This window comes from Pseudogracilibacillus sp. SO30301A, from assembly GCF_037072025.1.
GTDB lineage: Bacteria > Bacillota > Bacilli > Bacillales > Amphibacillaceae > Pseudogracilibacillus.
Genome location: NZ_JAXHDD010000090.1, coordinates 1 through 10,601, shown reverse-complemented (window position 1 = coordinate 10,601; position 10,601 = coordinate 1). Strand labels below are relative to the sequence as shown.

Here is a 10,601-nt window from a genome sequence, read left to right as displayed (position 1 = left end):
TCTACCAAAATAACTTTACAATTTTGTGAACTTTTGATAGAATCATTGGTAATTGAATATCTCTAGAGAATATAGGAGAAGAGAAACTGTGTATAGTAACCTCTATTAAAAGGAGGCTATTACTATATTGTTATCTCTTCTTTTCTTTTTTTAGAGATTTTCTAACATATTAAAAGGAGAGATTTGAATATGAAGAAGTTGTCCCGCGGTTTTTTTGTGACGATGGTTTTATCCATTTTATTTTTAGTAGCTGCGTGCGCAGATGAAAACGGTTCCGGTGACGAAGGAGGCGAAGGAAGCGGTGGTGGAGGGGCTATAACTTTATATTCCCCTGAAACTCCTGACCTGTCAAACGAACTGGCAGCAAAATATGAAGAGTTGCATGGAGAAAAGGTTAACGTTCATTACGCTGGTACAAATGTTCTTGTAAACCAAATGATGGCTGAAAAAGGTAACCCACAGGCAGATGTATGGTATGGCGGTGGGGGGATTCTTCCATTTGAAGCAGCAGTTGATAAGGACATCGTTACACAATATATCCCACCATCAGCAGAGGACTGGGAAGTTGTGGAAGACGGAATTAAGTTGAAGCATGAAGATGGTTATTATGTCGGAGTTGAAATGTTTGTTTTAGGTTTTTCATATAATACTGACTTAGTTACAGAAGAAGAAGCTCCTAAGAACTGGGAAGACTTACTAGACCCAAAATGGGAAGGGAAAATTCAGTTCCCGAACCCAGCAGCTTCAGGTACGTCTACTTTAATGGTACTTAGCTATATGATGGAAAATGGGGAAGAAGAAGGTTGGGAGTATTTCCAAAAGCTAACTGATCAAGCGAACTCTATCCCTGACTCTGGCTCTGCTCCAACAAAAGCAGTTGCAATGGGAGAAGCACATATAGGTATTGGTTTCGACTTTATGGCATATGAGCATCAGAACAACGGTGAAACGGTAGACTTCGTTGTTCCTGAAAAAACTCCTATTCTTGTAAACCCGATTACATTAATTAAAGATGGACCTAATCCAGAAGGTGGAAAAGACTTCATGGAGTTCATGCTTAGCGAAGAAGCTCAAGATATTTTGGCAAGCTGGGCGCACATTCCAATAAACCCGGATGTTGAGTCAACTACTCCATTATCTGTAGATAGTATTAAGGAGAATGCAGTTGATTTAGACATTGATTGGGTAAATGAGAACTATGACCGCATTAGAAACGAATGGCAGACGAATATAAAGTAAAAGGAAGCTGATAAGATGAAATCCGTTGTTGTAAATGGATTAACCAAAGATTTCTCTGGAGTTACTGTGTTGAAAAATATTGATTTGGATATCCAAGCGGGCGAGTTTTTTGCCCTCTTGGGACCTTCTGGTTGTGGAAAGACGACAACGATGAGGTGCATCGCTGGATTTGAAGAGCCGACAAATGGCGTAATAAAAATTGGGGATGAAGTAGTTAACGAATTATCACCGAACGAACGAAATTGTGGGATGGTTTTCCAAAGTTATGCACTATTCCCACATATGAATGTGTTTGATAACGTCGCATACAGTCTAAATATTCAAGACTTGAAAAAAAGTAATATGTTTAAAAAGCTTGGTGTCTACACACGTATGCTCAATAGTAAATTAGTAAAGTATTCGGATGACATCAAAAAACGAACGATGGATGCACTTGATTACGTAGAGTTGACGGAGCATGCCGATAAGATGGTGAATGAACTTTCTGGGGGGCAGCAACAACGAGTGGCTTTAGCTCGTGCTCTTGTCATGGAACCAAAAGTACTCTTAATGGACGAGCCACTATCCAATCTTGACCAAAAATTAAGACATTCGATGAGAAATACCATCCGAAGAATTCAACAAGATCTTAAAATAACGACGATATTTGTTACACATGACCAAGAGGAAGCGATGAGTATGGCAGACCGTGTAGCGGTTATGAAGGATGGGGAAATTTTACAGGTAGGTACTCCAACAGATCTTTATAGTAATCCAAAAAGCCCATTCATCGCTGATTTTGTTGGAACTTCAAATATCTTACCTGGGGTTATTAAAAAAAGAGAAGGTTCTATAGCCTATGTCGAAGTTGGTGATCAAGTAATTAAGTCAGAATCAACTATTGAATCTAATGAGGTGAAAATAATTATTCGTCCTGAAAATATTATCCTTTTGGATGAAGCATCGCAAACTTATGATAATTATTTTGAAGGGAAAATTGATCTCGCAACCTATTTAGGCTCAACTGTTCGATATGAGATTATCGTCGATCAGCATCGCTTAATTGCAGATACTGTTTATGAATCTGGTGACAGTATTTTGAGGAATGGAACGACTGTAAAATTAGGTATATCACCTGAGAGGGTGTTGCTCATATGAAATGGTTAAAGAAAAATTTAACCGGTATGGGGCTTATTAAAATACTCCTTTATGTATTTTTTCTATTATTCTTAGTTATCCCGTTAATTGCTGTGTTCATGGTAAGTTTCACTAATGAGCCTATTAACTTTTTTGGTTCATTAATTAGCATGGAAACACTAAATATAACCATTGATCAATTGAAAAATTCGACACTCGACAATTTTAAGTCGATGTTTTCAAATACTCGTTACTTAAGTGCGTTACTAAATAGTTTATATTTATCTGTCATTGTATCTGTTGTTGTTTTGGTTTTATGTGTACCGATTGCTTACGGGATTGCACGTACCAAAATGCCATTCAAAAAAACAATTAGTGCATTATGCACCGTACCTTTAATTGTACCGACATTTATTTCTGCATATGCATTTATCATTATGTTCGGTCGTTCAGGATGGGTGACATATATTTACAATTCGTTAGGTGGGGAAGGGTTATTCATTGACCCATATTCATTTACCGGAATTGCTTTAGTACAAGTGTTTTTCTTTTTCCCATATGCGCTTTGGCCGATGGTGGCAGCATTTAAAATAAGCGATGTATCGCTTGAAGAAGCTTCTCGAAACATGGGAGCAAAGGGTTGGCTTACATTTAGTACAGTTACTTTTCCTCTTGTCATTCCAGGAATGCTTTCGACAGCACTCGTTATTTTTGCAGTTAGCTTTTCAGACTTTGGTACGCCGATTGTTTTGGCACCGACAGATCTTAATTTACTAGTTGTTGAAGCATATCGTGAAATTGCCGGCTTCTTTAACTGGGGTGGCGCAGCAATTTTAACATTAATTATGATTGCTGTAGCAGGATTCGCTTATTGGGGACAAAACTTCTTCTTTAGAGGGAAGAATTATGATTCGGTGTCAGGAAAGCCGAAGCAAGTGAAGTTAGCTGAGAACAAGTCTTTGAACTTATCACTCGCTACATTTTCTTTGTTTGTCGTATCTATACCGATTTTAGCAATGTTAACTGTATTTATGCAGTCCATTGCAACTACATGGGGGAAAGATCCATTACCAACCGGATATACGTTTAAACATTATCAAACGATTTTCACTTCCTCTTTAGGAAACATTCAAAACAGTTTAATTCTAGCTTTTGGTGCATTAGTATTAAGTATTATTATTTCAGTCTTTGTATCTTATTTTGTGGTAAGACAAAATTCAGTCACGTTGGATTTTATGACAACTGTTCCACTTGTCGTACCAGGAATTGCTTTTGGTATCGCTTTAATCCAGACATTTAATGTGGCGCCACTACAATTGACTGGGACGGCAGTAATTTTAATTATAGCATACTCCATTAGAAGGCTGCCTTATATGGTACGGTCTACGGTTGGAACAATGCAATCAATAAAGGCGGACATCGAAGAAGCCGCTATTAACCTTGGAGCATCTACTTTTACGGCGGCCGTTACTATTATTGGACCACTCATGATACCGGGGATTGCTGCTGGATCAATTCTAGTGTTTATTACTGTTATTAAAGAAACAAGTATTACAATTCTAATGGCTCCAGCAAAATGGGCTCCAATGAGTTTAGCTATTTTCCAAAACATTTTACGAGCCGAATATTATTCCGCGGCAGCTATGTCGATTATCCTTGTTGTTTTAGTCTTGTTACTACAAACTTTGGCAAATTTCTTTACACGAAAACAATCTTAATATAGTGAATTGTAAATGGAGGAAATCATGTTACCGAAAGGATTTATTTTTGACTTGGATGGCACTATTTATTTAGATGATTATCTCATTGATGGTGCTGCAGAGACATTGAAAGAGCTGCGTGATCGTGGAGATAAAATTATTTTTCTTACAAATAAATCGATCGAGTCAATCGCGAGCTATGTTAAAAAATTGAATCGTCTCGGAATTCAAGCTAGTCATCAAGAAGTGATCAATTCAAACCATCTTGCAGGTCTTTATTTAAAAAAGAATTTGCAAAGGGGAGAAAAAGTGATGGTTGTTGGGGAAGCCCCCTTGACAAATAAAATGGAACAGATGGGGATCGAACTGACTGATAAAAGTGATGAAGCAAAGTATGTTTTAATCGGTTGGGATCGAAAATTTACGTATGATAAATTGAACAATGCATTCCAAGCTTGGAAAAATGGAGCGAAGATGGTTGCCACCAATCCAGATCGTACTTGTCCAGTAGAGGGTGGCCAAATTCCAGATTGTGGCGCCATGATTGGAGCGTTAGAAGGAGCAACTGGTGAGGATGTCACACAGATTCTAGGAAAACCATCACAGTTGGCTGCGGAATTTATCGTAAAAGAAGTTCTGAAATTGCCTCCTGAACGTTGTTACGTGGTTGGAGACCGTCTCGAGACAGACATTAAGATGGGCAATGATTACGGGATGAATTCAGTACTTGTTTTAACTGGTATTACTACAGAGGCAATGCTTGAAAATACATCGTTTAAGCCGGACTATGTATTGGCAAACGTCAATGAAATAACTCGAATATAATAATAGCTATACATTGACAAACCATAATTTACGGTTACCGGCGGAGATAGCAAGAGCCCCTGCTTCAAGTCCTTGTAAAATTTCAGTTTCATTACTAACTAGCCCACCTGCTATGATTGGTAAGGGGGTTAGTTTTGTTAATTCATCTATGATGGACGGCATGATACCAGGTAAAACCTCGATTGCATCTGGATTGATTCGGTCTGCGATTTCAAGCCCCCTTTTAAGTGCACCTCTATCAATTAAAAACATTCTTTGTACGGTCAGTAACCCTGCGTTTTTAGCATGCTGAATCAAATTACTTTTCGTCGTAATAATCCCTTTTGGTCTCCACATTTCAGCAACAAATTCAATCGCAGTTTTTGAATTAGCTAAACCATCAATAAAATCAATATGGATAAATACATCCTTTTTCGCTTCTTTAACTCTTTCTATATATCTTTTGGTCGAAAGTAAATCACCAGTTAGTAAAAAGATGATATTCGCATTCGATTGAAGGGCGATGTCGATATCTTTTTCTTTTTTGACGGACGCAATGATTTGTGATTGCACAATGTCGACAATTTTGCTCAATAGCAATCCTCCTCAAATTTTTACTTTACTCCTTCATCAGTAACCGTTATCCATTGCTTTCGTATATTAAATAAAAATAGCCTATTATTCAATTAACTGATGTAGAAAATAATAGACTATTCATATAATAATAATCATAGTAAAGTTCTATACTTTTAGCAAATGTAAAAAAGTAGTGGTTTCCGTTCATTTAAAATTTATAGCTTTGTCAAGTGCATGTTTCAGTTCTTTTATATATTGTCGCTTTACATCATAAGACCAATTGAATTGACTTTCCATTAGGGAAATAACGGCATCTCGTTCTTTGATGACGTCTTTTATATCAAATAATAATTCTCCAGTTCTTCTAATGAAAAAGTCAGTAGGTGTCAGAACCATCTCATGATGAATGGCATACATTAATTTTGCATATAGTCCGTTGGAGAGTTCTGTTTTATTTGATTGAATATATTCGATGATATAATTAATATTCGAACCATAAAGGTTCAACAATTGTTCAGCTTCATCTTGCTTTATCCCGAGTTGCTCTAGTTTTGTAATTAACTGTTCTTTAAATAGTCTCCATTTTTCTGACCCGCCAACTTCTCCCCCAGAGATTGGCAACTTTTTTGTTTGGCAACTTTGATGAGAAAATTTCGAAGCTGCGATATATTTATCATACAGTAAGTCAACCGTTGTTTCCGCCATTTTTCTGTATCCAGTTAGTTTGCCGCCAGCCATCGTGATCAAACCAGAATCAGCTTCCCAAATTTCGTCTTTTCGAGATATTTCTGAAGGGGCTTTTCCTTTTTCATGAATAAGTGGTCTAACCCCCGCCCAACTTGATTCGATATTTTTTTCTTCAACTTTAATGCCGGGGAACATATCGTGTACTGCATTCAATAAATAATATACCTCTTGTTCATTAACATCCATGGCAGCAGGATCACCTTCATAAAAATCGTCTGTTGTCCCTACATATGTTTTTCCATGTCGTGGGATAGCAAAAATCATCCGCTTATCCGGAGAATCAAAATATACAGCTTGTTTTAGTGGAAAAATAGATTGATCAAATACTATATGGACGCCTTTGGATAATTTCAAATGTTTATCATTCACTGCATAATCCAATTTTCTAAGTTCATCCACCCATGGTCCCGTCGCATTGACAAAGGCATCCGCTTTAATCGTGATCGTTTCCTCTGATTCCCTGTCTACTACTTTAGAAGCGATTATTTTATTATTATCATCATAAACAAAGTCAGTTACTTGAGCATAGTTAAGTAAGGTTGCACCTTTTTCGTATGCTTTTTTTGCAACTTCCAATGTCAATCGAGCATCATCGGTACGATATTCGACATACAAGCCGCCACCTTTTAGTCCCTCCTTTTTAATAAAAGGTACTTTTTCAATCACTTGTTCTTTTGATAACATTATTTTACGTTCACTCTTTTTGACTTGGGCGAGAAAGTCATACATATTTAAGCCGATAGCTGTCATCGTTTTGCCAAATGTTCCTCCTTTATGAAATGGAAGAAGCATTAATTCAGGTGTCGTTACATGTGGACCATTTTCATAAACGACTGCACGTTCGCGACCAAGTTCTGCAACTTCTCTAATCTCAAATTGTTTGAGATAGCGTAATCCTCCATGAACAAGTTTCGTTGATCGACTTGATGTTCCGCTTGCAAAATCTTGCATTTCAACTAGCACGACTTTAAGTCCGCGTGTGACAGCATCCAATGCAATTCCTACACCAGTGATTCCACCACCAATAATTAATAGGTCAAATGTTTCAGATTGAAGTTTTTTTAAGATTTTATTTCTATTTAAATTAGTAAAGTTCATTTAAAACATCTCCTTTCCAGTAAGAATAAATGAAAAAGACCACAATTAAATAACCGCCTCAAAGGCAATTATTTATTGTGGTCTCTCTTATGAACTCAAACCAATTTTTATTCATCTTATTAAACATATTATAACATATTTTTTCATATTTAATAGCTATAATACTTTGTTATTACAACTTTTTGAAAGTCTAATTTTATTCACTTATTATTTATCTTTATCAAACATTCGTTTTCGTGCTTCTTTTTGTAGTTCGCGTTCTGTTTCTCGGGCGCGTTCTATTTCTTTCATGACAAGTTCGAGGTCTAATTGTAATAATCTTCCTTCCAGTTCATCCTGTATATATGTTCGAATTGCATTGCGGCTATCTGCATCGGCGATGATGATGAGTCCTGTTTTCCCCGGCGATATCATAGATAACGTTTGTTCAAATACGCTTAACGCATCTCTAACCTCGCGTGCATCCCTTGCTGCTCCAATAACAGTTCCTGACACCCATCCAAGTAGCATTCCGAGTGGTCCAGCGAGAATTCCGATAAGTATCCCAATGATACTGCCTCTTGATGTTCGGTCAGGGCCAGTCATGTCCATAAAGTCTTTGATTTCAATATTTTCTTTCTTAGAATTAATCACTACTGCCATCTGTTCTATATTTACTTCTTTTTTTACATGTCTTTGTTTTAATTCCGAAAATGCTTGGTATGATTTACTGTCTTCTTCAAATGTGGTAATAAACACTCTTTTTTCCATTTTCATCACCTCTATCAAAGATTACCATAAAAAGTGAAAAATGAGTAATTTTTATTGTTATGAGATTGGTGTCTGTGCTTATGGGACTTTTAAAACATTCTATTTTATTTATCCTTGTATAGCAATTCGTCCTTTTTTGAATCATGTAAATGCTGCCAAAAAGGAAACGCAAATATTAGATAAACAGAAGAACAGCATGAAGAACGTACAAGAGAGAAAGTATTTTATGCTGAATCATTTACAGCGTTAGTGAAAAAGTTAAACGATTAATCAGATCACTATTTCAAATAAAAGATTTATATATTAGTGGTATGATAGATATAGAAATAACCAGTAGGAGTTTTCCCTACAAAGGAGGAGACGATGAGCGAAAATAATGCGGGTTGGGATGCAATTGATCAAGCGATGGAAAAAATTTATGGTAATCAGGAACCAATACATTTTGGAACATTGATTTCGTATCAGCTAGGTGGCAATGATCCTTTAGAAGGTATTAGTGTATACGATGCGAAAGAACCAGTTGAACATTGGCATTACGTAACATATGGCTTTTCTGAACTGTTTGAAAAAGAGTTAGAGGATATGGAATATAGTGGATATGGATTTGAATTAACTTTTCGGTTGGAAAAAGAGAATAATGAAACCGAGCCACCGAACTGGCCTTTAAATCTATTGCAGAATTTGGCAAGATACGTATTTAATAGTGGTAATGTTTTTAGAAATGGGGATTATATGGATGCGAATAGTCCACTAAGTCTTGAATCTGATACAGAATTAACTGCGCTTGCATTTATCCATGATTCCGAGTTACTCGAGATAGAAACTCCGAATGGGAAGGTTGAATTTATTCAACTTGTCGGAATAACAGCGGACGAATTAGAAGCAATGCAAATATGGAATACACTAGGTGTTTTACAAGTATTCGAAGAGTATATGCCGAAGTACATTACTGATTTGTCTCGTGAATCACTTCTTCGCTATTCAAAAATAGGAGAGGTAATTCAAAAAGGTAGCGAAAAAGAAGGATCAAATACAGGATTCTTATTTAATGACCAAGTCACATGGACACCAGCCAAAAAGTTATTATTTAAAAGAACTTCTGCAGTGTTGACGATTGGTGCAAAGCAAGCGAAGATAATTGGGCAGATTATTCGGGGGCGGATGGTAAAAGGTGAACCACTTAGATTAGTAAGTAATGAAGCTACAGTTATTTTTATGTTTGAAGACGAGTCATATATAAAAGAAAATGAAGACCAAATAGAAATCACTCTTAATGAAAATGCAGTTGAGCAACTTGTTGCACAACTTGAACCAATTGAAAAAACATTTTCCCTACCTTCCATAGAATCTGTTGCTTTTAAAATTGTAAAAACAGAACTGAAAGATTCAGATGGAAATGTTGTGGATACGATTGGATAATTGATAGTTGGATAAATATGATTAAAATTCATTAGCTTTTAGTTTACATTACAAAAGACAAGGAACTAAGGTAACTTATAGCATCCAATTGTTACCTAAAACAGAGAATTAAAGCGATTAAGGTAATGATAATGTAAAACACTCTAATCTTCGTATTAACTAACACTGTATTTTAGATAGAATGATAGTGCTCCTAGGTAAATTGCGTGATTAAATGGGATTATATTTGAGTATGCCTATGAGCAACTTCTGCCATCTTAGCTCTTTTTGGTTTATAATATAAAAAGCAAATTTTTTAAGGAATAGCATCATGAAGGAGAGTATTATTCCTTCGATATTGGAAGGTATCGTCGCAGTAGCTCTATTTGTTACTAACATTCATATTGCCGACTCGCTGGGGCTTATTTACCAGTGAGGTAAAAGGTGTATTTGTTGAAGACGGCAGATTAAATACGTGGAATGTTTATATAATATTTTTTATTCTATTGTTAGGATTGGGCAAGACCTTGATTGGCAAAGTCCCTTTGAGGTCTTATTGCTAGGAGAAGATGTGCTCATATAGTATCAGTAAAACACCCTAAATAAAGTAAAGAAAGGGGATATTTATAGATGTTAGTTAGTTCATTTTTTAGATCATTAACAGAGTATGAGAATGAAGAAGTTTATATAGGTAATGTATTTTACTACAACACTTTACATAATGATAAATAATCGACGATTTCATTATAAACAAGAAGAATGGTACAAGTTAAATGTAAAAAATGCCCATTGCGAGACTAGGTCTTTCGGGTTTTTTTGTCGTTTTAAAAGGAGATAATTTCCGTTCATCTAGGTGGAAAGAATTAACTATGTAAAAAGATGGATTATTCATTGAAAAGAATGATTACCTGACAGATAATAAAATAGGGGAAGTGTGAAGTAGCAAGGATAGTGCTGTCTTTTAAAATAGGAAACTGAAAATTATCACTTTACTTACGATGTTATGAAATGTAAGAAATCCATCAATGAAGGAATCACAGCGGGAGGGATAGGGATGGCGAGTATTTATGATATAAAGCCACAATTCCAAAGTTTATTAAGACCATTTGTAAATCGCTTAGCAAGAATGGGGGTGACACCTAATCAGATTACTGTGGTAGCGATTGTTCTATC

8 protein-coding genes are annotated in these 10,601 nt (G+C 36.0%); 5 read left to right on the top strand and 3 right to left on the bottom strand.

Going from position 1 to position 10,601, the window contains the following annotated elements; translation table 11 throughout:
- The first annotated feature begins 189 nt into the window (after nt 1–189).
- From SPD89_RS21875 to SPD89_RS21860, 4 genes are read left to right on the top strand one after another with little or no spacing between them, the layout of a single operon-like run.
- Complete coding sequence (locus tag SPD89_RS21875; RefSeq protein ID WP_336264055.1) at nt 190–1,239, top strand: ABC transporter substrate-binding protein; 1,050 nt, start codon at nt 190–192, stop codon at nt 1,237–1,239.
- Between the two features lie 15 nt (nt 1,240–1,254).
- A complete protein-coding gene (locus tag SPD89_RS21870; protein WP_336264054.1) occupies nt 1,255–2,376 on the top strand; it encodes an ABC transporter ATP-binding protein in 1,122 nt (373 codons plus the stop codon).
- The gene (locus SPD89_RS21865; RefSeq protein WP_336264053.1) at nt 2,373–4,073 is read left to right on the top strand and encodes an ABC transporter permease; all 1,701 of its coding nucleotides are present in this window, start codon (nt 2,373–2,375) and stop codon (nt 4,071–4,073) included. Before SPD89_RS21870 ends, SPD89_RS21865 begins: the two co-directional genes overlap by 4 nt.
- A gap of 27 nt (nt 4,074–4,100) precedes the next feature.
- A complete protein-coding gene (locus SPD89_RS21860) occupies nt 4,101–4,880 on the top strand; it encodes an HAD-IIA family hydrolase (protein ID WP_336264052.1) in 780 nt (259 codons plus the stop codon).
- A gap of 6 nt (nt 4,881–4,886) precedes the next feature.
- On the opposite strand, the gene SPD89_RS21855 is transcribed toward SPD89_RS21860, so the two are convergent.
- The 3 genes from SPD89_RS21855 to SPD89_RS21845 all read right to left on the bottom strand — a co-directional run bounded on the left by SPD89_RS21855 (nt 4,887) and on the right by SPD89_RS21845 (nt 8,030).
- The gene (locus SPD89_RS21855) at nt 4,887–5,453 is read right to left on the bottom strand and encodes a glycerol-3-phosphate responsive antiterminator (protein ID WP_336264051.1); all 567 of its coding nucleotides are present in this window, start codon (nt 5,451–5,453) and stop codon (nt 4,887–4,889) included.
- Between the two features lie 186 nt (nt 5,454–5,639).
- Nucleotides 5,640–7,280 (bottom strand): glycerol-3-phosphate dehydrogenase/oxidase, encoded by a 1,641-nt coding sequence (locus SPD89_RS21850; protein WP_336264050.1) that lies wholly within the window; start codon nt 7,278–7,280, stop codon nt 5,640–5,642.
- A gap of 207 nt (nt 7,281–7,487) precedes the next feature.
- On the bottom strand, nt 7,488–8,030 hold the full coding sequence (locus SPD89_RS21845; protein WP_336264049.1) for a DUF1269 domain-containing protein: 543 nt from the start codon (nt 8,028–8,030) through the stop codon (nt 7,488–7,490).
- A 363-nt stretch (nt 8,031–8,393) separates the two neighbouring features.
- On the opposite strand from SPD89_RS21845, the gene SPD89_RS21840 reads away from it, so the two are divergent.
- Nucleotides 8,394–9,449, top strand: a complete 1,056-nt coding sequence (locus SPD89_RS21840) for a suppressor of fused domain protein (protein WP_336264048.1) — start codon at nt 8,394–8,396, stop codon at nt 9,447–9,449.
- The last annotated feature ends 1,152 nt before the right edge of the window (nt 9,450–10,601 follow it).